Here is a 23872-nt window from a genome sequence, read left to right on the forward strand (position 1 = left end):
ATCAACCCCAGTAATTCCAGACAAGAAGAGCAACCACCACCCAGAACAGGGCAGAGCCAAGAAAGACCGCCAGCCAGGCTTTACGCTTAAGCGCGGGATCCCTTTGCGGTTCTTCACTTCCTGACGGCATTGCTAACCTCATACAATCGATATCGCTTATCATTTAGAGACCAAACAATTGGCACAAGTAATCATCCGATGAGATAAATCCTAAAGAAACTTTAGCCGAAAAGCCAGTGAATTTACGTATCCGAGCCCGGGAAAATTCAATCTTTTGACCCGAAATAAATAATTGAAAAGAATAATTTGCACAGCTGTAAATTAGTTTCTACTTTTGTCGCAAATTTGCGACAGTAAAACCATAGTCATCAAATGGGTTATGACGATATATGACAGTGGGCGTAGATGATGATAATTCTAATTCAGGTTTAAAGCGGAATGACGGTATCTTTCCGCAAGAGAAAGATACCGGGAGTGATTATTTGGCGGGAAGTTTAATGTCTTTAAACATCTCTTCGATGTCTTCATTGGAGCGTAACGCCACAGCTGTATCCACCACATCGCGCGTTAAATGTGGCGCAAAGCGTTGAATAAAATCATACATATAGCTGCGCAGGAACGTGCTGCGACGAAAACCTATCTTGGTGGTGCTGTGACTGAAAATATCATGCGCATCCAGACGCACCAGATCCGGGTCTGAGACAGGATCCACCGCCATGCTGGCAATAACCCCAACGCCCAGGCCCAGACGCACATACGTTTTTATGACGTCCGCATCCGTCGCCGTAAAGACAATCCTTGGCGTTAATCCGGCGCGGTTAAACGCGGTGTCCAGTTCAGACCGGCCCGTAAAGCCGAACGTATAGGTCACCAGCGGGTATTGCGCCAGTTCTTCGATTGTCACTTCGCCCTTCCCCGCCAGCGGGTGATCCGGGGTCACGACAATAGAGCGGTTCCAGTGGTAGCACGGGAGCATGACCAGATCATCGTACAGATGGAGCGCTTCCGTCGCGATAGCGAAGTCTGCATTGCCTTTAGACACGGCCTCTGCGATTTGCGTCGGTGAGCCCTGATGCATATGCAGGGAAACGCGGGGATAGCGTTCTATGAAGCCTTTGATCACCCCGGGAAGCGCATAACGCGCCTGTGTATGCGTGGTGGCAATATACAGAGAGCCTTTATCCGGCCAGGTATGTTCCCCGGCGACGGATTTAATGGCGTCGACTTTGGAGAGCACTTCCCGTGCGATGCGTATGATTTCCTGTCCTGCCGGCGTGACCTGAGTCAGGTGCTTACCGCTGCGGGCAAATATCTGAATACCTAACTCATCCTCCAGCATACGCACCTGCTTACTGATGCCGGGCTGAGAGGTATAAAGACCTTCTGCGGTGGAAGAGACATTGAGGTTATGATTGACGACCTCAACGATATAGCGAAGCTGCTGTAATTTCATGCCAGACCATCCGATTTAGCGCATGCGTCAATCGCTTAAGACGATTTGATAATAAGAAACGGGTTAACTATAACCACTATATCATTTATAGCCAGGCTGTATAGTACGGAACAAAAAATAATAACTACGTAATAAAAAAGGGCCGGAAGTCCGGCCCTTTTACAGGTAAGTTACGGTAAGGGAAGATTATTTCTTGCCTTCAACCCATTTCCCGTCGACAAAGAAGGCTGACCATCCGGTCGCTTTGCCCTCTTTCTCTGCCGCCACGTACTGCTGCTTCGTTTTACGGCTGAAGCGCACCACGGTTTTGTTGCCTTCCGGATCCTGCTGTGGCGCATCGGCCAGGTAACGCAGTTTCTCCGGCAGACGGTCGCGGAAGCGGTACAGCTCTTCTACCAGCGGCGCACGGGTTTCGCGCGATTTCGGGAAGGTGTTGGCCGCCAGGAATACCCCAGCAGCACCGTCACGCAGCACGAAATACGCGTCTGACTTCTCGCACGGCAGCTCAGGAAGCGGAACCGGATCTTCCTTCGGCGGCGCAACTTCACCGTTACGCAGGATCTTACGCGTGTTTTTACAGTCGTCGTTGGTGCATGCCATGTACTTACCGAAGCGTCCCATTTTCAGGTGCATTTCGGAACCACATTTCTCACACTCAACGATTGGACCGTCATAGCCCTTAATACGGAACTCACCTTCTTCGATCTCATAACCATCGCAGGTCGGGTTATTGCCACAAACGTGCAGTTTGCGTTTTGGATCGATCAGGTAGCTGTCCATCGCCGTGCCGCATTTCTTACAGCGGCGTTTGGCGCGCAGTGCGTTGGTCTCCGCATCGTCACCTTCCAGCACGTTGAGAACTTCGTTCTCCGGCACGAGGTTGATGGTGGTTTTGCAACGCTCTTTCGGCGACAGTGCATAGCCAGAGCAACCGAGGAACACGCCCGTGGTCGCGGTACGGATCCCCATTTTACGGCCGCAGGTTGGGCAGTCGATGCTCGTCAGTACCATCTGGTTAGGCAGCATGCCGCCCTCTTCAGGATCTTTCTCGGCTTTCTCAAGCTGATTGGTAAAATCGCTGAAGAAGCTGTCGAGAACTTTCTTCCATTCTGCCTTATGGCTGGCAACCTCATCGAGGCTGTCTTCCATCTGCGCGGTGAAGTCATAGTTCATCAACTCACGGAAGTTCGCTTCCAGACGGTCGGTGACAATCTCACCCATTTTTTCAGCATAGAAACGACGGTTCTCGACGCGAACGTATCCACGATCCTGAATGGTCGAAATGATTGACGCATAGGTGGACGGGCGACCGATGCCGCGTTTTTCCAGCTCTTTCACCAGCGATGCTTCGCTGAAGCGCGCAGGTGGCTTGGTGAAGTGCTGAGCCGGGACCAGATCAACCAGCGACAGCTCGTCACCTTTGTTGACTGAAGGCAGCGTTCTGTCTTCATCACCTTTACGTAACGCTGGCATCACTTTTGTCCAGCCGTCGAAGCGCAGAATGCGGCCGCGCGCTTTCAGGCGGAAATCACCCGCGCCGACCGTCAGCGTGGTGGAGTCGTATTTCGCTGGCGTCATCTGGCAGGCTACGAACTGGCGCCAGATCAGCTGATACAGCTTCTGGGCGTCCGCTTCCATATCTTTCAGCGATTCTGCCAGAACGGAAACGTCAGAAGGACGAATCGCTTCGTGCGCTTCCTGAGAATTCTCTTTGCTGGCGTACTGATTAGGGCTGTCCGGCAGGTATTTCTTACCGAAGTTGTCCTCGATATAGCCGCGCACCATGTTGACAGCGTCCTGGCTCAGGTTGGTGGAGTCAGTACGCATGTAGGTGATGTAACCCGCTTCATACAAACGCTGGGCCATCATCATGGTTTTCTTCACGCCGTAACCCAGACGCGTACTCGCCGCCTGCTGGAGAGTTGACGTGATAAACGGTGCGCCAGGCTTGCTGCTGGTCGGTTTGTCTTCACGATCCAGAACCTGATAACGCGCTTTTTCCAGCAGCGCCACGGCGGCCATGGTCTGATCGCGATTTTCAGGACGGAACGGTTTGTCGTTGTGGTGGCTCACCTGCAACGGCAGCGCATCGCCGCCCGGCGTGGTGACATTCGCATCCACTTCCCAGAACTCTTCCGGGACGAACGCTTTGATCTCGCGTTCACGCTCAACAACAAGACGAACAGCCACAGACTGCACACGCCCCGCAGACAGGCCGCGAGCGACCTTTTTCCACAGCAACGGCGAGACCATGTAGCCTACAACGCGGTCCATAAAGCGACGCGCCTGCTGAGCGTTAACACGGTCGATATTCAGTTCACCCGGCTTTTCAAACGCCTGACGAATCGCATTCTTTGTAATTTCGTTGAACACTACACGGCTGTAGCGTTTGTCATCACCCCCGATCACTTCCCGCAGGTGCCATGCAATGGCCTCCCCTTCGCGGTCAAGGTCGGTTGCGAGATAAATGTGGTCTGCTTTTTCAGCAAGCTGTTTCAGCTCGTTAACGACTTTTTCTTTGCCTGGCAGCACTTCGTAATGTGCATCCCAGTTGTGCCATGGGTTAACACCCATGCGGTTGACAAGCGCGCTACGTTCATCCTTTTTAGGCTTTTTAGCCCCTTTGGTGGAGGTAGAGTCTGCGCTCTTTTTGCTGGCTGAGCCACTGGTCGGCAAATCGCGAATGTGACCAACGCTGGACTTAACCACGTAGTCATTGCCCAGATATTTATTGATCGTTTTGGCTTTTGCCGGGGACTCAACGATGACGAGAGCTTTACCCATATTCACCTTTACCTAATTTAATTCTTCCAGGAATACGCCGCACGTTGATTTCCCTTCCGCTGACGACGAGCCATTGATATTGCGACATCGTCAGGGGATATCAACCCCTATGTGTTACCGAACGTCAGAATGGCGACATCCAGGTCATTGAGTTTTCGGGTATTTTTCTCACATCAAAGTTCATTCGTGACGAATTCCCGGTCGAATGTCAAGCAATTCTGTTGCCAGAATGACGAAAGCGCACACTGTACCTGATAAAATTCGTTACGCAACTTTATTAGCATGCAAAAGCAAATCCCGCCAGCCAGCCCCTGTTTCTTATCCCCTCGGATAACAGGGAAAATTTGCCCCCGAAGCGACCCAGGCGTAGACTATTGTCACTGTTTAAGGAGTGGAATATGCAGAATACGACCCAACCCATTGACCGAGCTTCATTGCTTATCGAAGCAAACAAACTCATTCGCGACCATGAAGACACCCTGGCGGGAATTGAAGCGACTGGCGTGGAACAACGTAATGGCGTGCTGGTGTTCAGCGGTGAATACTTCCTTGATGAACAAGGGCTACCCACCCCGAAAAGCACCGCCGTGTTTAACATGTTTAAATACCTGGCGCATACCCTCTCAGAGAAGTACCACCTGGTCGATTAAAACGAAAACGCGAGGCATCTGCCTCGCGTTTTTCTTTACAGCAGCGGCTTTTGGCCGCGCTGCAACCAGCGTAGCAGCAGGCGATCCGCGCTTTCTGCCGCGCTATTGGTAAAACGGTCGAGCAGGCGCTTACGTCGGGTGAAGCGCACCCCCACCAGCTCACGGCCTTCCATCAGGTTGAGCAGGAGGTCGTCGCTGGTACCCACTTCATCCACCAGCCCTTTCTCCTGCGCCTGCGTGCCGTACCAGTGTTCGCCCGTAGCCACCTGCTCAATGTCCAGCGTTGGGCGCATGCGGTGCACGAAATCTTTGAACAGATGGTGGGTTTCGTTCAGATCTTCCCGGAATTTCTGCCGTCCCTCTTCGGTATTTTCGCCGAGCAGCGTCAGCGTACGTTTGTACTGACCCGCCGTATGCAGTTCGATGTCGATCTCTTTATTTTTCAGGAAACGATTGAAGTTAGGGATCTGCGCGACCACCCCAATCGAGCCGATAATGGAGAACGGTGCCGCGACGATTTTATCCGCCACGCACGCCATCATATAGCCGCCACTCGCCGCGACCTTATCTACCGCAACGGTGAGTGGGATCTGTTTATCCCGCAGACGTTGTAACTGCGAAGCCGCCAGTCCATACCCATGCACTACGCCGCCCGGGCTTTCAAGGCGTACCACCACCTGATCCTGGGCTGTCGCCACGGCCAGCACCGCCGTCACTTCTTCACGCAGAGAGGAGACTTCATGCGCATCCATGCTACCTTTAAAATCGAGCACATAGACGCGCGGTTTTGCGTCAGCCTGTGGCGTGGCGAGCTTAGCTTTCGCCTTCGCGGCTTTGGCGTCCTGCTTATGTTTTTTCTTCTGGGCTTTTAGCCACAGCTTCTGTTGATGATCGTCAAGCAGCGCCAGAGACATCTCCTCCTGCATCTCATTATACTGCTCGCTCAGGCGGGTAATGCGTAACTCACCACGCTGACGCTTACGCTGCGTCAGGTTGACAATCAGGACGGCAATCACCGCGACAGCAATAACCACCGTCGCGATTTTGGCCAAAAACAACCCATACTGAAAAAGTAATTCCACGCGTTCCACCTTGATTTAACCACGAATCTTTCACGCCAGTGTACAACAGCCCTGCGCAGGCGTCTCGCTCTGGACATTACCTCTGCGAGGCGGCTTCAGGAATCCCCCGCTTCTGGTTTAAATCTTTGCAAATTGTTAATTTCCCAGCGTTCTGTCCTGTAGACTGATTGAATTCTGACGCTGTTTCGGGCATAAAGCCGAAAAGTCATAAATAAAGGTGCAAGTCACGCCCAATGCGCCTGAGGAGCCACCGTGCATTATCAGCCACAAAAAAACCTTCTACAGAACCGCATCATTCTGGTTACCGGTGCCAGCGACGGGATTGGTCGCGAAGCGGCGCTGACCTATTCTGAATACGGTGCGAGCCTTATTCTGCTGGGACGTAATGAAGAAAAGCTCAAGGCCGTCGCCCGTGAAATCGAAAACGCCGGCGGTACCCCCACGCCCTGGTATACGCTCGATCTGCTGACCTGCACGCCAGCGTCATGTCAGGCCCTTGCCCAGCGGATCAGCACACATTATCCGCGTCTGGACGGCGTACTGCACAACGCGGGGTTACTGGGCGAAGTGCGCCCGATGGATGAACAGGATCCGGAAATTTGGCAACAGGTGATGCAGGTTAACGTCAACGGGACGTTTTTCCTGACCCAGGCCTTGCTTCCTTTATTACTCAACTCCGATTCCGGCTCGCTGGTATTTACCTCCTCCAGCGTGGGGCGTCAGGGGCGTGCGAACTGGGGGGCTTACGCCGTCTCAAAATTTGCCACCGAAGGAATGATGCAGGTGCTGGCCGAAGAGTACCAAAGCCGCCACCTGCGGGTTAACTGTATTAATCCAGGCGGTACGCGCACCAAAATGCGCGCCAGCGCCTTCCCGACAGAAGATCCGCAGAAGCTTAAAACCCCGGCCGATATCATGCCCCTTTACCTGTGGCTGATGGGTGACGACAGCCGTCGCAAAACCGGATTGACCTTCGATGCCCAGCCAGGCCGCAAACCGGGGATATCGCAATGAGTGATGATCGTCATCAGCAGCGCCAGCAGCGTCTGAAAGAACAGGTTGATGCACGCGTGGCGGCCGCTCAGGACGAGCGCGGTATCCTAATCGTGTTCACCGGCAACGGCAAAGGCAAAACCACCGCCGCATTTGGGACCGCCACCCGCGCAGTCGGGCATGGGCAGAAAGTGGGCGTGATCCAGTTTATCAAGGGTGAATGGCCCAACGGCGAGCGTAATCTGCTCGAGCCGCATGGCGTTGAGTTTCAGGTAATGGCAACCGGTTTTACCTGGGATACCCAGAACCGGGAAACCGATACCGCAGCCTGCCTCGCCGTCTGGGAGCATGCCAAAAGAATGCTTTCAGACCCGTCGCTGAACATGGTGTTGCTGGATGAGATCACCTATATGGTGGCGTATGACTACCTGCCGCTGGAAGCCGTGCTGGAGGCCCTCACGAACCGCCCTGCACACCAGACGGCGATCGTCACGGGGCGCGGGTGTCATCGGGACATTCTGGAGCTGGCCGATACCGTCAGCGAGCTGCGTCCGGTTAAGCATGCGTTCGATGCGGGTATCAAAGCGCAAATTGGGATTGATTACTGAAAAAAAAGCCCGGTATATTCACCGGGCTTTTCAATTAACCGTTGTTATTACGGCTGCCAGAGCGACGATTGCTGCTGACCTGGCTATGACGTTTCACCGCACGGCGGATTTGATTCGCCTTCATGCGACGACGATCTTTCTCTACCGCCACTTTCGACGTGGTTTCTGGCGTCAGGCCAACCAGATCGCGCAGGTAGTTGGTTTGCGTCAGATCCAGTTCGGTATAGCCGCCACGTGGCAGGCCTTTCGGCAGCAGAATGTCGCCATAGCGGACGCGAATCAAGCGACTCACCTGGACACCGACCGCTTCCCACAGTCGACGCACCTCGCGGTTACGTCCCTCTGTCAGGGTAACGTTGTACCACTGGTTAATGCCTTCACCACCGGTAAAGTTGATGGTTTTGAACGCCGCAGGGCCGTCCTCCAGCTGAACACCACGCGACAGGTCGCGCAGTTTGTTCTCATCAACCTGGCCGAAAACACGAACGGCGTATTCACGTTCCACTTCACGACTCGGGTGCATCAGACGGTTTGCCAGTTCACCATCGGTGGTGAACAGCAGCAGGCCGCAGGTGTTCACGTCCAGACGCCCTACGGCAATCCAGCGGGCGCCACGCAATTTTGGCAGACGGTCAAACACCGTCGGGCGACCTTCCGGGTCGTTGCGGGTACACAGTTCGCCTTCCGGCTTGTAGTAAGCCAGTACGCGGCAGATCTGTTCAGCAGACTCTTTCACGGAGATAAGATGGCCGTCAATGCGGATCTTCAGCCCCGGTACGATTTCAACGCGGTCACCGAGCGTGGCGATTTTACCGTCCACACTCACGCGGCCTGCTTCAATAATGGCTTCGATTTCACGGCGCGAACCGTGGCCGGCGCGCGCCAGCACTTTCTGTAACTTCTCGCTCATTGAGCTTCCTCAGGTGTCGCCTTCACAGGCGTCGAATCAGGTCAAAAACAGGGCGGCGCCCTGCTTTGATGGCCGCGTAGTATATCTGCTTACACCCTTACAAGAAAGGCTTAACATCGCCCACGCCTTCACGAATCACTTCTGGCGCGTCTTCGGTGAGATCCACCACGGTGGTCGGCTGCTGGCCAAGATAGCCGCCATGAATAATCAGCTCCACCACCTTCTCCAGACGATCTTTGATCTCTTCCGGGTCGGACTCGGTAAACTCACTGCCCGGCAGCATCAGCGATGTGGAGAGCATCGGCTCGCCGAGGGTTTCCAGTAGCGCCTGGGCAATCGGGTTCGACGGCACGCGCATGCCGATGGTTTTACGTTTTTCCTGCAACAGACGACGCGGCACCTCTTTTGTCCCCTTCAGAATGAAGGTGTAGTTACCCGGCGTGTTGTTTTTAATCAGACGAAAGGCCACGTTATCAACATAAGCATAGGTCGACAGCTCAGAGAGATCGCGACACATCAGGGTGAAGTTGTGGCCATCCGGCAGCTGGCGGATGCGACAGATGCGCTCCATCGCCCCTTTATCCTCAATTTTACAGCCCAGCGCGTAGCCAGAATCGGTTGGGTAGACAATAACGCCGCCTTTGCGGACGATCTCCACGGCCTGATTAATCAGACGTGGCTGGGGGTTATCCGGATGGATATAGAAAAACTGACTCATACTTCCCTCTCTTCAATTTGCTGTGGCTGTTCCCAGAGCTGCCAGACAGGCTCAACGCCCGCGGGTAACCAGAGCTTGCGCCCCAGTTCAATCCACGCGCAGGGCTGATGGAAATCTGAACCCTGTGACCCAAGCAGACCAAACTGACGGGCGTAGGTCGCGAGCTGCAAACGCTCATTGGGTGCCTGCTGACACTGGGCAACTTCCATCGCCTCACCGCCGCAGTCGGCAAAGTGTGCCAGCAGTCTTTTCAGCCATTTAGCAGAAAGATTATACCGCCCCGGATGGGCCAGCACGGCCTTACCGCCAGAATGATGAATCACATCAATAGCTTGTTTTATTGTACACCACTGTGGGGGAACGTATCCGGTTTTCCCGCGCGCCAGATACTTTTTAAAGACATTCGCCATGGTCGTCGCCTTACCGGCGTCCACCAGAAAACGGGCGAAATGGCCGCGCGTCACCGCCCCACCGTTCGCCAGCGTTCGCGCGCCTTCCAGCGCACCGGGAATATGCGCTTTTTCCAGACGTTCGCCAATCATCTCCGCGCGTTGATTGCGGCGTGTTTTTTGTTCTTGCAAAAAAGCACGCATGGCCGGATGTTCTGTATCGATATTCAGGCCAACGATATGAATTTCGTGGTTTTCCCAGACCGTCGAGATCTCAACCCCGGCCACCAGATCCAGCGCCAGTCCGCTGCGGGCAATCTCGGCGCGCGCGGCGGGAATGCCGTCAGTGGTATCGTGATCGGTTATTGCCAGCGTGCCGACACGCATTTCAACGGCGCGATGGACCAGAGCTTCGGGTGTCAGCAGGCCATCTGAAGCCTGCGTATGGCTATGTAAATCATAAATTACGGCGTAGGTGGTATCGCTCAAAGCACTTCCCATAACAGGTTGGAGACATCCGAAGCCCCTATGATACCGACTAACCGTGAAATACTGAAATCAGGGGTTGACAACACGCCATCGAACTAGTTAACTAGTACGCAAGTTCACACGAGAAAGGTATCTGAAAATGACAGCACATTTCGCTCTGCACGGTTGGTGGCGTACTTCCTGATCTTCGGGCAGTGTCACGCGTCTGCGAAATGCAAACAGATACCCGGCCCGCTACCCAGCGGGCTTTTTTTTGAACAGAATATGAGAACAACAACATGCAAACAGCCAAACCTCATCTCGAACTGCTGACCTGCGAGGCGGCCTATCGCCATAACCCTACCGCGCTGTTTCATCAGGTGTGCGGCGCACGTCCCGCGACGCTGCTGCTGGAGTCAGCTGATATCGACAGTAAGGACGACCTCAAAAGCCTGCTGCTGGTTGACAGCGCGCTGCGCATTACCGCGTTAGGTGACACCGTCACTATCAGGGCGTTGTCTGACAATGGCGCGTCGCTCCTGCCGCTGCTGGATGCGGCGCTGCCTTCAGGCATTGAAAATGAGCGTCATCCGGACCTGCGAATTCTGCATTTCCCACCGGTAAGCCAGCTGCTGGATGAGGACGCCCGCCTCTGCTCGCTCTCCGTTTTTGACGCCTTCCGCCTGCTGCAAAATCTGGTGGCCGTGCCGGAAGATGAGCGCGAAGCAATGTTCTTTGGCGGGCTGTTTGCTTACGACCTGGTTGCTGGCTTTGAAAATTTACCGGAAACCGAGCAGGGAAACCGCTGCCCGGACTACTGTTTCTACCTGGCCGAAACCCTGCTGGTGATCGACCATCAGAAAAAATATACCCGCATCCAGGCCAGCCTTTTCACGCCGTCTGAGTCTGAGAAAAATCGCCTCGCGCAGCGCATCGCCCAACTGCAACAGCAGATGTCAGAAGCACCGCCCGCGCTCCCGGTGCAGCGTGTTGAAAAGATGACCTGCGAGGTGAGTCAGACCGACGACCAGTACGGCGCAGTGGTGCGTCAGATGCAAAAAGCGATTCGTGCCGGGGAGATTTTCCAGGTGGTGCCGTCCCGTCGCTTTTCACTGCCCTGCCCGTCGCCGCTGGCGGCTTACGATGTGCTGAAAAAGAGCAACCCAAGCCCGTACATGTTCTTTATGCAGGACAATGATTTCACCCTGTTTGGCGCGTCGCCGGAAAGCTCCCTCAAGTACGACGCCACCAGCCGCCAGATTGAGATCTACCCGATAGCGGGAACCCGTCCACGCGGCCGTCGTGCCGATGGCTCCCTGGATCGCGATCTCGACAGCCGCATCGAACTGGAAATGCGTACCGACCATAAAGAGCTCTCCGAACACCTGATGCTGGTTGACCTGGCGCGTAACGATCTGGCACGCATTTGCACGCCAGGCAGCCGCTACGTGGCGGACCTGACCAAAGTCGACCGCTACTCCTTCGTCATGCACCTGGTCTCCCGCGTGGTGGGTGAACTGCGCCACGACCTCGACGTTCTGCACGCCTACCGCGCCTGCATGAACATGGGCACCCTGAGCGGCGCGCCGAAAGTCCGCGCCATGCAGCTGATCGCCGAAGCGGAAGGACGCCGTCGCGGCAGCTACGGTGGTGCGGTGGGCTATTTCACCGCTCACGGTGACCTCGATACCTGCATCGTGATCCGCTCCGCCTACGTTGAAGACGGCATTGCTACCGTCCAGGCCGGGGCCGGTATTGTGCTGGATTCTGTTCCGCAGTCGGAAGCCGACGAAACCCGCAGTAAAGCGCGCGCGGTACTGCGCGCTATTGCTACCGCACACCATGCACAGGAGATTTTCTGATGGCTGACATTCTGCTGCTCGATAATATCGACTCCTTTACCTACAACCTGGCAGATCAGCTGCGTGCGAATGGTCATAACGTCGTTATCTATCGCAACCACGTTCCGGCCCAGACGTTGATTGACCGTCTGGCGACCATGCAAAACCCGGTGCTGATGCTCTCCCCGGGACCAGGCGCGCCGAGCGAAGCGGGCTGTATGCCTGAGCTGTTGACCCGTATGCGCGGCAAGCTGCCGATTATCGGCATCTGCCTCGGCCATCAGGCGATTGTCGAAGCCTACGGCGGCTACGTGGGTCAGGCGGGGGAGATCCTGCATGGTAAAGCGTCAAGTATTGAACATGACGGTCAGGCGATGTTTGCCGGGCTGCCGAACCCGCTTCCGGTAGCGCGTTACCACTCGCTGGTCGGCAGCAATATTCCGGCCGGGCTGACCATTAACGCCTCGTTTGAAGGGATGGTGATGGCGGTGCGTCACGATGCGGATCGCGTCTGCGGAATGCAGTTCCACCCGGAATCTATCCTGACGTCCAGCGGCGCGCGCCTGCTGGAGCAAACGCTCGACTGGGCGCTGCAAAAGCTGGAGCAGACCAACACCCTGCAACCGATTCTGGAAAAACTGTATCAGGCCCAGACCCTGAGCCAGCAGGAGAGCCACCAGCTGTTCTCCGCCGTCGTGCGCGGTGAGCTGAAGCCTGAGCAGCTGGCCGCTGCGCTGGTGAGCATGAAGGTACGCGGCGAAAGCCCACAGGAGATCGCCGGTGCGGCAACCGCGCTACTGGAAAATGCCGCCCCGTTCCCGCGCCCGGACTATCCGTTTGCCGATATTGTCGGGACCGGTGGCGACGGCAGTAACAGTATCAATATTTCCACTGCCAGCGCCTTTGTGGCCGCGGCATGCGGTCTGAAAGTGGCGAAACACGGCAACCGCAGCGTGTCCAGCCGTTCCGGATCGTCCGACCTGCTGGCGGCTTTCGGTATCAACCTGGACATGAACGCCGAGCGTTCCCGTGAAGCGCTGGATGATCTGGGCGTCTGTTTCCTGTTCGCGCCGAAGTATCACACCGGTTTCCGCCACGCGATGCCGGTTCGCCAGCAGCTCAAAACCCGCACGCTGTTTAACGTGCTCGGTCCACTCATTAACCCGGCGCACCCGCCGCTGGCGCTGATTGGCGTTTACAGCCCGGAGCTGGTCCTGCCGATTGCGGAGACGCTGCGCGTCCTCGGTTACCAACGCGCCGCCGTGGTACACAGCGGCGGGATGGATGAAGTATCCCTGCATGCGCCCACGCTGGTGGCGGAACTGAATAACGGTGAAGTGCTGAACTATCAGCTTGAGGCCGCTGACTTCGGGTTGACCCCGTACCATCAGGACGCCCTGGCGGGCGGCACGCCGGAAGAAAACCGTGACATTCTCACGCGCTTATTACAAGGTAAAGGTGAGGCCGCCCATGAGGCCGCCGTGGCGGCCAACGTAGCCATGCTGATGCGTTTACATGGCGAGGAAGATCTGAAAGCCAACGCCCAAAAAGTTCTGGACGTGCTGCGCTCCGGTGCAGCTTACGATCGCGTTACCGCACTTGCGGCAAGAGGGTAAATAATGCAGACCGTTTTAGCGAAAATCGTCGCCGATAAGGCCATCTGGGTGGAAGCCCGTAAGCAACAGCAGCCGCTCGCCAGTTTTCAGAATGACGTCGTTCCGAGCAGCCGTCGTTTTTATGATGCGCTCCAGGGCGCGCGTACTGCGTTTATTCTGGAGTGTAAAAAAGCGTCTCCGTCCAAAGGCGTGATCCGCGACGATTTCGACCCGGCGCGTATTGCCGGTATTTACAAGCATCATGCGTCTGCCATTTCTGTGCTGACGGATGAGAAATATTTTCAGGGCAGCTTTGATTTTCTGCCCGTTGTCAGCGGCATCGCGCCGCAGCCGATTCTGTGCAAAGACTTTATTATCGACCCATATCAGATCTGGCTGGCGCGCTTTTACCAGGCCGATGCCTGCCTGCTGATGCTCTCCGTGCTGAATGACGAGCAGTATCGCCAGCTCTCCGCCGTCGCGCACAGCCTGAATATGGGCGTGCTGACCGAAGTGAGCAACGAAGAGGAGCTGGAGCGCGCCATCGCGCTGGAAGCCAAAGTGGTCGGCATTAACAACCGCGACCTGCGCGACCTGTCGATTGACCTCAACCGTACGCGCCAGCTTGCGCCGCGTCTGGGCGCGGGCGTCACGGTGATCAGCGAATCCGGGATTAACAGCTACGCTCAGGTGCGCGAACTCAGCCACTTTGCCAACGGTTTCCTGATCGGCTCCGCGATGATGGAACACGACGATCTTAATGCGGCCGTGCGCCGCGTGCTGTTGGGTGAGAACAAAGTCTGCGGCCTGACCCGTGAACAGGATGCGCAGGCCGCATATGAAGCGGGCGCGATCTATGGTGGTCTGATCTTTGTTGAGTCCTCTCCTCGCGCCGTTAATGAGGAACAGGCGCACAAGGTGATGGCGGCTGCGCCTCTGAGCTACGTGGGCGTGTTCCGCAATGCGGATATTAACGACGTTGCGGCAAAAGCGGACGCGTTATCCCTGAGCGCGGTCCAGCTGCACGGCGATGAAGATCAGGCGTACATCGATGCTCTGCGACATGTTCTGGCGCCTCAGGTTCAGATCTGGAAAGCGCAAAGCGTTGGCGCCACCCTGCCCGCGCGTAACCTGAAGCATGTTGATAAATACGTGCTCGACAACGGCCAGGGCGGCACGGGGCAGCGTTTTGACTGGTCACTGCTGCGTGGCGAAGTGCTGGACAATGTCCTGCTGGCGGGGGGATTAAGCCCCGATAACTGTGTGGAAGCGGCCAAAACCGGCTGCGCAGGCCTCGATTTCAATTCAGGCGTAGAGTCCCAACCGGGCATTAAAGACGCCAGCAAGCTGGCATCGGTATTTAAAACTCTGCGTGCATATTAAGGAAGAGAAGATGACGACATTACTTAACCCGTATTTTGGTGAGTTCGGTGGGATGTATGTCCCACAAATCCTGATGCCCGCGCTGCGCCAGCTGGAAGAAGCGTTCGTGAGCGCACAGAAAGATCCGGCGTTTCAGGCGGAGTTTACCGACCTGCTGAAAAACTACGCCGGTCGTCCGACGGCGCTGACAAAGTGCCGCAACCTGACCGAAGGCACTAAAACTACGCTGTATCTTAAGCGTGAAGATCTGCTGCACGGTGGCGCGCATAAAACTAACCAGGTGCTTGGCCAGGCGCTGCTCGCGAAGCGGATGGGTAAAACCGAAATCATCGCCGAAACCGGCGCGGGACAGCACGGAGTGGCCTCAGCGCTCGCCAGCGCCCTGCTCGGTCTGAAATGCCGCATTTACATGGGGGCGAAGGACGTTGAGCGCCAGTCGCCAAACGTGTTCCGTATGCGTCTTATGGGGGCGGAAGTGATCCCGGTGCACAGCGGTTCTGCCACGCTGAAAGATGCCTGTAATGAAGCGCTTCGCGACTGGTCTGGCAGCTACGAAACCGCCCACTACATGCTCGGTACCGCCGCGGGCCCGCACCCGTTCCCGACCATCGTGCGTGAATTCCAGCGCATGATCGGCGAAGAGACTAAAGCGCAGATCCTCGAAAAAGAGGGTCGCCTGCCGGATGCGGTGATCGCCTGCGTTGGCGGCGGATCTAACGCCATCGGCATGTTTGCCGATTTTATCGACGAAACCAGCGTTGGGCTGATTGGCGTTGAGCCTGCCGGCCACGGCATTGAAACGGGCGAGCATGGTGCGCCGCTGAAGCATGGCCGCGTGGGGATCTACTTCGGCATGAAGGCCCCGATGATGCAGACCGATGAAGGGCAGATTGAGGAGTCTTACTCAATCTCTGCCGGGCTGGATTTCCCGTCCGTAGGGCCGCAGCACGCGTTCCTGAACAGCACCGGCCGCGCGGATTATGTCTCCATCACCGATGACGAAGCGCTGGAGGCCTTCAAAACGCTGTGCCGCAATGAAGGGATCATCCCGGCGCTGGAGTCTTCCCACGCGCTGGCGCACGCGCTGAAAATGATGAAGGAAAACCCGGAAAAAGAGCAGCTGCTGGTGGTAAACCTTTCCGGGCGCGGTGACAAAGATATCTTCACCGTTCACGATATTCTGAAAGCACGAGGGGAAATCTGATGGAACGCTACGACAACGCATTTGCACAACTGAAAGCTCGCCAGGAAGGCGCCTTCGTTCCCTTCGTGACGCTGGGCGACCCCGGCCCGGAGCAGTCGCTGAAGATTATCGACACCCTGATTGATGCCGGTGCCGACGCGCTGGAGCTCGGTATTCCGTTCTCCGATCCGCTGGCGGATGGCCCGACCATTCAGAACGCAACGCTACGCGCGTTTGCCGCGGGCGTGACGCCGAGCCAGTGCTTTGAAATGCTGGCGGCGATCCGTCAGAAGCACCCGACCATTCCGATCGGCCTGCTGATGTACGCCAACCTGGTGTTCAGCCGCGGTATTGATGCGTTTTACGCAGAGTGCGCCCGCGTGGGCGTTGACTCCGTGCTGGTGGCTGACGTGCCCGTTGAAGAGTCTGCGCCATTCCGTCAGGCGGCAATGCGCCACAACGTCGCGCCGATTTTCATCTGTCCACCGAATGCCGATGACGATCTGTTGCGCCAGATTGCCTCTTACGGACGAGGTTACACCTACCTGCTCTCCCGTGCGGGCGTCACCGGTGCGGAAAACAAAGCCGCGCTGCCGCTGCATCATCTGGTGGAGAAGCTGGCAGAATACCATGCTGCACCGCCGCTTCAGGGCTTTGGCATTTCTTCACCGGATCAGGTTACTGCGGCGATTGACGCGAAAGCCGCCGGAGCCATTTCGGGTTCGGCTATCGTGAAAATTATCGAGAAGAACGTGGATAAGCCAGAGCAGATGCTGGCTGAGTTACACGCATTCGTCACATCCATGAAAGCGGCCACGCGCAAGGCGTAACCGTTAACACCGTCTGGCCCCGGCGTCAGGCGGTTTTCCCTTCTCTCTTCCTGAAAGAAGCAGGTCAAAATTGATCCTGTCGATATTTTCGGTGTGAATGACTTTCCAAACTTTCGCGTAAGCGTATGATCTGGGCTCTTTTTAGCGTTACCCTTCTGAGTTCAGAGGTTATTCATGTCATGGCATTCCTTCAAACAGACTTACCTGGTTAAGTTCTGGTCACCTGTTCCGGCCGTTATCGCGGCAGGCATTCTCTCTACTTATTATTTCGGTATTACCGGCACCTTCTGGGCTGTTACGGGCGAGTTTACCCGCTGGGGTGGGCAGCTATTACAGCTGGCAGGCGTCCATGCCGAAGAGTGGGGCTACTTCAAACTGATCCATCTTGAGGGCACACCGCTGACCCGCATCGACGGGATGATGATCATTGGCATGTTCGGCGGCTGTTTTGCGGCCGCGCTGTGGGCCAACAACGTTAAGTTGCGCATGCCGAAAAGCCGCATCCGCATTATGCAGGCCGTGGTCGGCGGCATCATTGCCGGGTTTGGCGCCCGCCTGGCGATGGGCTGTAATCTGGCCGCGTTCTTTACCGGTATTCCGCAGTTCTCGCTGCATGCCTGGTTCTTTGCCGCCGCCACCGCCATCGGCTCCTACTTCGGTGCTAAATTCACCCTGCTGCCGCTGTTCCGCATTCCGGTGAAAATGACGAAAGTTAGCGCTGCCTCTCCGTTAACGCAAAAACCCGATCAGGCGCGTCGTCGCTTCCGCCTCGGTATGCTGGTCTTTTTTGCCATGGTTGCCTGGGCGATTTGCACGGCAATGAATCAGCCCAAACTCGGCCTGGCCATGCTGTTCGGCGTCGGCTTTGGTTTGCTGATTGAACGTGCACAGATCTGCTTTACCTCCGCATTTCGCGATATGTGGATCACCGGACGCACCATGATGGCGAAGGCGATCATTGCTGGTATGGCCGTGAGCGCAATTGGCATCTTCAGCTATGTTCAGCTCGGCGTGGAGCCGAAAATCATGTGGGCGGGCCCAAATGCCGTCATTGGCGGACTGCTGTTTGGTTTTGGCATTGTGCTGGCGGGCGGGTGTGAAACCGGCTGGATGTATCGCGCCGTGGAAGGCCAGGTGCATTACTGGTGGGTGGGTCTGGGTAACGTGATTGGCTCTACAATTCTGGCCTACTACTGGGATGACGTCTCGCCGGTACTGGCAACAAACTGGGACAAGGTCAACCTGCTGAAAACCTTTGGTCCACTCGGGGGACTCCTGGTGACCTACGCCCTGCTGCTCATCGCCTTCTTACTGGTTGTTGCACAAGAGAAGCGCTTTTTCCGACGCGCCACCGCCAAAACTGAAACTCAGGAGAATGCCGCATGAAAGAGATCGTGCCTGATTATCGTCTCGATATGGTGGGTGAACCTTGTCCTTACCCGGCCGTCGCCACGCTTGAAGCGCTACCGCAGTTAAAGAAAGGCGAAATTCTGGAAGTGGTGAGCGATTGCCCCCAGTCGATCAATAACATTCCGCTTGATGCCAAAAATCACGGCTATACCGTGCTGGATATCCAGCAGGACGGACCAACCATTCGTTATTTAATTCAGAAGTGATTTCACGATCGAAAAAGGCCTCTCTGAGGCCTTTTCTAGTTTACTGGCTTTGGCCATCGCCGTCGTCTGAGCTTCGGCAGGCATGAATGAATGGTGAGACGTGTTCCGCAAACGGAACAGATAGCACCGTGAGGTAGGCTATGTGCTGGGCTGAACGTCGTGAACTGAAACTGTTTACCTGCACAAACCGGACACTCAAATTTGATGTTGGGGATATCCCCTCCAGCCAGGTGTGTGGAACAACCACCATACAGCAATCACCGACTGGCAGGGGATATATCTTCTGTCAGAAACGATAGCCGGCTGAGAACATAAATACCCACGGATCCAGACGGGTATTGATACTTTGCTGCTGGCCGCCCGCTTTAAAGCGCACGTCCGTATCAATGTCCATATACCAGACCGAGGCGTTGATCAGCCAGTCACGGTTAATCAGATAATCCAGACCAACCTGCCCCGCCATGCCCCACGAGTCTTTCAGGCTGAGATCGGAGAGCCCGGCCTCTTTACCGGTATCGTTAAATTTCTCATCAAAGAAGGTGGTGTAGTTAACGCCTGCACCAATATATGGGCGCACCTTGCTGCTGGAATCGCCGAAGTACCACTGCGCCATCAGCGTTGGTGGTAAATGGTGCACCGTGGCAATGTCCCCGGTCGGTCCTAAACCGACGCGGTGACGGAATGGCGTGGCGGCTAAAAGCTCGACGCCAACGTTATCCGTTGCCATATACGTGAACGTCAGGCCTAACTGGGTGTTATTGCTGACGTTAAACCCGCCCATACCCAGTACATTATCGGACCCTTCCGTTGGACGCACCGTTGCCGAACCGGCACGAATAAAGAATTCGCCTGCTTCATGCGCGTACGCGCCGCCAGAGAGACTGCTTAAGATAAGGGCTGCCACCGCTAATTTTTTCATATCCGCTCCATCGTTGTGGTTTTAATTGCGGAGGAGAATATACTCACATATGAGTAATAAGTGATCTAACACAGATCACATTAAAACCAGTAAGTTAACATTCATTGATCTAGGTTAATTTTTGGTGACGCCTCATAAAGCAATAAGTTGTTACCGCGTCAATTTTTGGCATTTCATGGTTACAAAATTTTCTGTTTTCCCTCTCTTGCGCTTCCTGTAGCGGCTGGATAATTTATCGCTCTCACAATGTGATTTGATGCGTTCTACTTTTGCAGGTGTGCCATGAGTGATCATAACCCGTGCATGACGTGCGGAGCCTGTTGTGCGTATTTTCGAGTCTCTTTTTACTGGGCTGAAGCCAGCGATGGCGGCGGCACCGTTCCGGTTGATCTCACTGAACCCTTGACCCCTTTTCTGCGCTGTATGCGCGGCACCAACCAAAAACAGAGCCGCTGTGTGGCACTGGAAGGTGAACCTGGGGTATCCACCCGCTGTTCCATTTACGCGGATCGCCCCAGCCCGTGTCGCACTTTCGCGATGTCGGGAGAGGATGGGCAGGTCAATGAGGCATGCAATCGCGCCCGCGCCCGCTATGGATTACCGCCGCTTTACAAAGATATGCTTTTCCATACAAGCCTTGATGCTGCCACCAGCGTGTTATCCGGTGTACAATTGCCGGCTAATTAACACCTGCAATACTCAAGGAGAGTGCATGTCTATCACGGCGAAGTCTGTCTACCGTGACACGGGAAATTTTTTCCGCAATCAGTTCATTACCTTTTTGCTGATCGCGTTGTTGTGCGCCTTTATTACGGTGGTGCTGGGTCATGCGTTCTCACCCAGTGATGAACAGATTGCCACGCTGAGCCAGGGGGAAAATCTTGCAGGCAGCGCAGGGTTGTTTGACCTTGTGCAGAATATGACGCCAGAGCAACAGCAAATCTTACTGCGCGCATCTGCGGCATCTACCTTCTCGGGCCTGATTGGCAACGCCATTCTGGCGGGTGGCGTGTTGCTGATGATCCAGCTGGTGTCTGCCGGCCAACGCGTCAGCGCGTTACGTGCAATCGGGGCCAGCGCTCCGGTGCTGCCAAAACTGTTTATCCTCATCTTCCTGACCACGCTGCTGGTCCAGATGGGGATAATGTTGGTTGTCGTTCCGGGCGTGCTGCTGGCTATCGTGCTTTCATTCGCGCCAGTAATGGTTGTGCAGGACAAAATGGGCATTTTCACCGCCATGCGCAGCAGCATCAGGCTCGCATGGGCCAATATGCGACTGGTCGCCCCGGCCGTTATCAGCTGGCTGCTGGCCAAAACTCTGCTGTTGCTGTTTGCGCCGAATTTTGCGGTGTTAACGCCAAACGTCGGAGCGGTTGTCGCCAATACGCTGAGCAATCTGATTTCAGCCGTGCTGCTGGTCTATTTGTTCCGCCTGTACATGTTAATTCGTCAGTAACTGGGATCGCAGAATGAAGCAGTTTCTTGATTTTTTACCGCTGATCGTATTTTTCGCTTTTTATAAGCTGTACGACATTTATGCCGGCACGCTGGCGCTGATTGTGGCAACGGCTGTGGTGCTGATTTACAGCTGGGTTCGCTATCGCAAAGTTGAAAAGATGGCGCTCATCACCTTCCTGATGGTGGCGGTGTTTGGTGGTCTGACGTTGTTCTTCCACAATGATGAATTTATCAAATGGAAGGTCACGGTGATTTACGGCCTGTTTGCGGGCGCACTCCTCATCAGCCAGTGGGTGATGAAGAAGCCGCTGATCCAGCGCATGCTGGGGAAAGAACTGACCCTGCCGCAGGCTGTGTGGGGGCGTCTGAATATCGCCTGGGCACTATTTTTTATTCTGTGTGGTCTGGCGAATATCTATATCGCATTCTGGCTGCCGCAGAATATCTGGGTCAACTTCAAGGTGTTTGGCCTGACGGCGCTGACTCTTATCTTCACCCTGCTCAGCGGCGTTTATATTTATCGCCACATGCCGCAGGATGACAAGCACTGATCCTTCTGGCCAGATCGCCACGCGGTCTGGCCTCTTTTCCCGCCTTCTCTTTTCTCTACATCCTCCCTGCGAAAATGTCTGAATCATGAAGATTTTATGGAGATTGCTGTCACTTTATTGTAATGAGAATGACTATCATTAATATTCGTCATCGCATTTTTAACAAATGGAAATGAGTTGATGAATAACATAATAAGATTTGCCCCGGCTACACTTACGCTCGCCATTCTTTCAACGTTATACCAGAGCGCACACGCAGCGGAAGATCCTCTCGCCGATGGTGAAACAATGGTTGTTCAGGCCACCGCTGAAGAGGCGCTGAAGCAACAGCCGGGGGTTTCCATCATCACGGCAAAGGACATAGAAAAGGATCCACCGGTTAACGATCTTTCTGAAATTATTCGCAAAATGCCCGGGGTTAACCTCACCGGAAACAGCGCGACAGGCAGCCGCGGTAACAACCGCCAGATCGACATCCGCGGTATGGGGCCGGAGAACACGCTGATTCTGATTGACGGTGTGCCGGTGACGTCACGTAACTCGGTGCGCTACAGCTGGCGCGGGGAGCGCGACACCCGCGGGGATACCAACTGGGTTCCGCCAGAGATGGTTGAGCGCATTGAAGTGCTCCGGGGACCTGCTGCCGCCCGCTATGGTTCGGGGGCGGCCGGCGGCGTCGTCAACATCATTACCAAACGCCCGACTAACGACTGGCACGGCTCGCTCTCCCTGTACACTAACCAGCCTGAAAATGATAAAGAGGGAGCGACGAAACGCGCTAATTTTGATCTGAGCGGCCCCCTTGCGGGCGATGCGTTAACGATGCGCCTGTACGGGAATATCAACAAAACTGACGCAGATGCTCAGGACATCAACACCGCGCAAAACGGCTCTTACGCCGCCGGACGTGAAGGCGTGCGCAACAAGGACATTAATGCCCTGCTCTCCTGGAAACTCACGCCACAGCAGATTATCGATTTCGACTACAGCTACAGCCGCCAGGGCAATATCTACGCGGGTGATACTCAATACAGCAACAGCAACGTCAGCCCTGACGGTCTGGTGTCGTCCCTGTATGGACACGAAACGAACCGAATGTACCGCCAGTCCTATGGCATTACGCACAACGGCATCTGGGACTGGGGTCAGTCTAAGTTCGGTGTTTATTATGAAAAGACCAACAACACCCGCCTGGAAGAAGGCTCTACGGGCAAAGTTGAGGGGATGATCAATAGCGATAAATACGATACCAGCCGGCTGGAGTCATACCGTTCAACGGGTGAACTGAACATTCCTTTCTTCTGGCTGGTCGAACAGACGCTAACCGTCGGTGCAGAATGGAACCGTGATGAACTGAACGATCCGGCCTCAATGCAGGCGACAAATGTGTCGGGAGAAGTGATTAACGGCGTTCCCGGTACGGCTTCTGAGCGCAACAGCAAAAACAGCGCTGACCTCACTGGCATCTATCTTGAGGACAATATTGAAGCGCGCCAGGGCACCAACCTGATCCCAGGGCTCCGCTTTGATTATCACAATCAGTTTGGCAGCAACTGGAGTCCTAGCCTGAACCTCTCTCAGGATTTGGGTGACATGTTCAAGGTTAAAGCGGGTATCGCTCGGGTATTTAAAGCGCCAAACCTGTATCAATCCAGCGAAGGCTATCTGCTTTCCACCCGCGGCAATGGCTGCCCGAACAACGTTTCCGAAGGAAGCTGTTACCTGTTAGGTAATCCGGATCTGGATCCTGAAATCAGCGTGAACAAAGAGATTGGCCTGGCCTTCGCGCTGGAAGGCTACGAGGCTGGCATAACCTGGTTCCGCAACGATTACAAAAACAAGATTGTTTCAGGAACGGATGTGCTGGGCCAGACAAGCAGCGGCGCAAATATCCTTCAGTGGCAGAACGGAGGAAAGGCTGTTGTTGAGGGGCTGGAAGGCAACCTCACCGTCCCGGTTATTCGCGACACGCTAACCTGGCGTACCAATGCGACGTATATGATTCAGTCTGAAAGTAAGGACACCGGCAACCCTCTGTCGATTATCCCAAAATATACCGTCAACACGATGCTCGACTGGCAGGTTAACAGCAAACTTTCAGCGAACCTTAGCTGGACGATGTATGGCCGCCAGAAGCCAAGAGAAAATGCTGAAATCCGCAAAGAGCAGAATGCGATGTCAGATAAAGAGATTAGCGCCTATTCCATCGTTGGGATCGGTAGTAACTATCAACTGACAAAAGATCTCCGCCTGAATGCCGGGATCAGCAACCTCTTTGATAAGCAAATTTACCGAGAAAATGACGGTGCATCGACCTATAACGAACCAGGCCGTGCGTATTACGCAGGCGTGACCCTGTCCTTCTGACCCGCTGGCGCCTGCTCTGCGGGCGCTAACCCTATTCTCTCCAGCCAGAAATCATAGTAGCATCCCGCCTGAAG

At 55.2% G+C, this 23872-nt stretch carries 23 protein-coding genes and 1 other annotated feature; of the genes, 15 read left to right on the plus strand and 8 right to left on the minus strand.

Going from position 1 to position 23872, the window contains the following annotated elements; genetic code table 11:
• Position 1: 1 nt before the first annotated feature.
• The 3 genes from L463_RS06670 to topA form a co-directional block, all read right to left on the minus strand.
• Positions 2-142 carry a YmiA family putative membrane protein gene (locus L463_RS06670; RefSeq protein ID WP_213083754.1) on the minus strand — a complete coding sequence of 47 codons (141 nt, stop codon included), beginning with the start codon at positions 140-142 and terminating at the stop codon, positions 2-4.
• Between the two features lie 336 nt (positions 143-478).
• A complete protein-coding gene (gene cysB, locus L463_RS06665; protein ID WP_006810844.1) occupies positions 479-1453 on the minus strand; it encodes an HTH-type transcriptional regulator CysB in 975 nt (324 codons plus the stop codon).
• Between the two features lie 186 nt (positions 1454-1639).
• Entirely contained in the window at positions 1640-4237 is a 2598-nt protein-coding gene (gene topA, locus L463_RS06660; protein ID WP_003856806.1) for a type I DNA topoisomerase, read from the minus strand.
• A 398-nt stretch (positions 4238-4635) separates the two neighbouring features.
• On the opposite strand from topA, the gene L463_RS06655 reads away from it, so the two are divergent.
• Positions 4636-4887, plus strand: coding sequence for a YciN family protein (locus tag L463_RS06655; protein WP_003856804.1), 252 nt, complete (start codon positions 4636-4638; stop codon positions 4885-4887).
• A gap of 35 nt (positions 4888-4922) precedes the next feature.
• On the opposite strand, the gene sohB is transcribed toward L463_RS06655, so the two are convergent.
• Complete coding sequence (sohB, locus tag L463_RS06650) at positions 4923-5969, minus strand: protease SohB (protein WP_032103382.1); 1047 nt, start codon at positions 5967-5969, stop codon at positions 4923-4925.
• Positions 5970-6221: 252 nt separating this feature from the next.
• Here sohB and L463_RS06645 point away from each other — a divergent pair, with 252 nt between their 5' ends.
• A complete protein-coding gene (locus tag L463_RS06645) occupies positions 6222-6983 on the plus strand; it encodes a YciK family oxidoreductase (RefSeq protein ID WP_032673237.1) in 762 nt (253 codons plus the stop codon).
• Positions 6980-7570, plus strand: a complete 591-nt coding sequence (cobO, locus tag L463_RS06640) for a cob(I)yrinic acid a,c-diamide adenosyltransferase (protein ID WP_032103380.1) — start codon at positions 6980-6982, stop codon at positions 7568-7570. Before L463_RS06645 ends, cobO begins: the two co-directional genes overlap by 4 nt.
• A gap of 34 nt (positions 7571-7604) precedes the next feature.
• Here the strand turns inward: cobO and rluB are convergent, their stop codons facing one another.
• The 3 genes from rluB to rnm all read right to left on the minus strand — a co-directional run bounded on the left by rluB (position 7605) and on the right by rnm (position 10088).
• On the minus strand, positions 7605-8480 hold the full coding sequence (rluB, locus tag L463_RS06635) for a 23S rRNA pseudouridine(2605) synthase RluB (RefSeq protein WP_032673238.1): 876 nt from the start codon (positions 8478-8480) through the stop codon (positions 7605-7607).
• A 97-nt stretch (positions 8481-8577) separates the two neighbouring features.
• The gene (locus L463_RS06630; protein ID WP_003856793.1) at positions 8578-9198 is read right to left on the minus strand and encodes an L-threonylcarbamoyladenylate synthase; all 621 of its coding nucleotides are present in this window, start codon (positions 9196-9198) and stop codon (positions 8578-8580) included.
• The gene (rnm, locus tag L463_RS06625; RefSeq protein WP_032103379.1) at positions 9195-10088 is read right to left on the minus strand and encodes an RNase RNM; all 894 of its coding nucleotides are present in this window, start codon (positions 10086-10088) and stop codon (positions 9195-9197) included. The genes L463_RS06630 and rnm overlap by 4 nt, the downstream gene beginning before the upstream one ends.
• 127 nt (positions 10089-10215) lie before the next feature.
• On the opposite strand from rnm, the gene trpL reads away from it, so the two are divergent.
• From trpL to yedF, 8 genes are all read left to right on the plus strand, one after another.
• On the plus strand, positions 10216-10260 hold the full coding sequence (gene trpL / locus L463_RS24330; RefSeq protein ID WP_071524153.1) for a trp operon leader peptide: 45 nt from the start codon (positions 10216-10218) through the stop codon (positions 10258-10260).
• Positions 10237-10331 (plus strand) — a sequence feature (Trp leader region). It overlaps the preceding gene by 24 nt.
• A 23-nt stretch (positions 10332-10354) precedes the next feature.
• Positions 10355-11917, plus strand: coding sequence for an anthranilate synthase component 1 (locus L463_RS06620; RefSeq protein WP_023296718.1), 1563 nt, complete (start codon positions 10355-10357; stop codon positions 11915-11917).
• Positions 11917-13512, plus strand: a complete 1596-nt coding sequence (gene trpD, locus L463_RS06615) for a bifunctional anthranilate synthase glutamate amidotransferase component TrpG/anthranilate phosphoribosyltransferase TrpD (RefSeq protein ID WP_023296719.1) — start codon at positions 11917-11919, stop codon at positions 13510-13512. Before L463_RS06620 ends, trpD begins: the two co-directional genes overlap by 1 nt.
• Positions 13513-13515: 3 nt before the next feature.
• Positions 13516-14874, plus strand: coding sequence for a bifunctional indole-3-glycerol-phosphate synthase TrpC/phosphoribosylanthranilate isomerase TrpF (gene trpCF / locus L463_RS06610; RefSeq protein ID WP_023296720.1), 1359 nt, complete (start codon positions 13516-13518; stop codon positions 14872-14874).
• A gap of 10 nt (positions 14875-14884) precedes the next feature.
• The gene (gene trpB / locus L463_RS06605; RefSeq protein ID WP_003856780.1) at positions 14885-16078 is read left to right on the plus strand and encodes a tryptophan synthase subunit beta; all 1194 of its coding nucleotides are present in this window, start codon (positions 14885-14887) and stop codon (positions 16076-16078) included.
• A complete protein-coding gene (gene trpA, locus L463_RS06600; protein WP_015570379.1) occupies positions 16078-16887 on the plus strand; it encodes a tryptophan synthase subunit alpha in 810 nt (269 codons plus the stop codon). Before trpB ends, trpA begins: the two co-directional genes overlap by 1 nt.
• A 174-nt stretch (positions 16888-17061) precedes the next feature.
• Positions 17062-18273 (plus strand): selenium metabolism membrane protein YedE/FdhT, encoded by a 1212-nt coding sequence (gene yedE, locus L463_RS06595; RefSeq protein ID WP_032103378.1) that lies wholly within the window; start codon positions 17062-17064, stop codon positions 18271-18273.
• A complete protein-coding gene (gene yedF / locus L463_RS06590; protein WP_003856774.1) occupies positions 18270-18503 on the plus strand; it encodes a sulfurtransferase-like selenium metabolism protein YedF in 234 nt (77 codons plus the stop codon). Before yedE ends, yedF begins: the two co-directional genes overlap by 4 nt.
• 286 nt (positions 18504-18789) lie before the next feature.
• On the opposite strand, the gene ompW is transcribed toward yedF, so the two are convergent.
• Positions 18790-19422 carry an outer membrane protein OmpW gene (ompW, locus tag L463_RS06585; protein ID WP_017693317.1) on the minus strand — a complete coding sequence of 211 codons (633 nt, stop codon included), beginning with the start codon at positions 19420-19422 and terminating at the stop codon, positions 18790-18792.
• 282 nt (positions 19423-19704) lie between these two features.
• Here ompW and L463_RS06580 point away from each other — a divergent pair, with 282 nt between their 5' ends.
• The 4 genes from L463_RS06580 (at position 19705) to L463_RS06565 (ending at position 23798) form a co-directional block, all read left to right on the plus strand.
• Positions 19705-20109 (plus strand): YkgJ family cysteine cluster protein, encoded by a 405-nt coding sequence (locus L463_RS06580; RefSeq protein WP_003856766.1) that lies wholly within the window; start codon positions 19705-19707, stop codon positions 20107-20109.
• Between the two features lie 25 nt (positions 20110-20134).
• Positions 20135-20878: a YciC family protein gene (locus tag L463_RS06575; protein WP_015570376.1), complete on the plus strand. Its 744-nt coding sequence runs from the start codon at positions 20135-20137 to the stop codon at positions 20876-20878.
• 13 nt (positions 20879-20891) lie between these two features.
• Positions 20892-21431, plus strand: a complete 540-nt coding sequence (locus tag L463_RS06570; protein ID WP_003856762.1) for a septation protein A — start codon at positions 20892-20894, stop codon at positions 21429-21431.
• A gap of 180 nt (positions 21432-21611) precedes the next feature.
• Positions 21612-23798 (plus strand): TonB-dependent siderophore receptor, encoded by a 2187-nt coding sequence (locus L463_RS06565; protein WP_032673239.1) that lies wholly within the window; start codon positions 21612-21614, stop codon positions 23796-23798.
• The last annotated feature ends 74 nt before the right edge of the window (positions 23799-23872 follow it).

It is taken from the genome of Enterobacter sp. BIDMC 27 (genome assembly GCF_000534415.1).
Taxonomy (GTDB): Bacteria; Pseudomonadota; Gammaproteobacteria; order Enterobacterales; family Enterobacteriaceae; genus Enterobacter; species Enterobacter hormaechei_C.